The sequence below is a fragment of the Massilia sp. NBRC 108631 genome (genome assembly GCF_059704565.1).
The window spans coordinates 1-228 of sequence record NZ_BAAKJE010000291.1 but is presented as its reverse complement, the minus strand read 5'-3'; the positions used below and the strand labels follow the sequence as shown (position 1 = coordinate 228).

Here is a 228-nt window from a genome sequence, read left to right as displayed (position 1 = left end):
CCTATAACATTGATAAGTTGTAGGCGAGAAGTGCGCATGTTGTGCGTAGTTGATACGCAATCGCTACATAATAAATCTGAATTCTTCCAAGTTTTAAAGCTGTTGCAGCGCCAGGGCGCTGCAAAGCTTACAAGTCAAAGCCTGATGACCATAGCAAATCGGTCCCACCCCTTCCCATCCCGAACAGGACCGTGAAACGATTTTGCGCCGATGATAGTGCTGCAACCA

Annotated in this window: 1 rRNA gene; it reads left to right on the top strand. The window is 47.4% G+C overall.

Annotated elements, in window-relative coordinates:
* Nucleotides 1-140: 140 nt before the first annotated feature.
* A 5S ribosomal RNA gene (gene rrf / locus AC6H42_RS31565) occupies nucleotides 141-228 on the top strand; the annotation flags it as partial.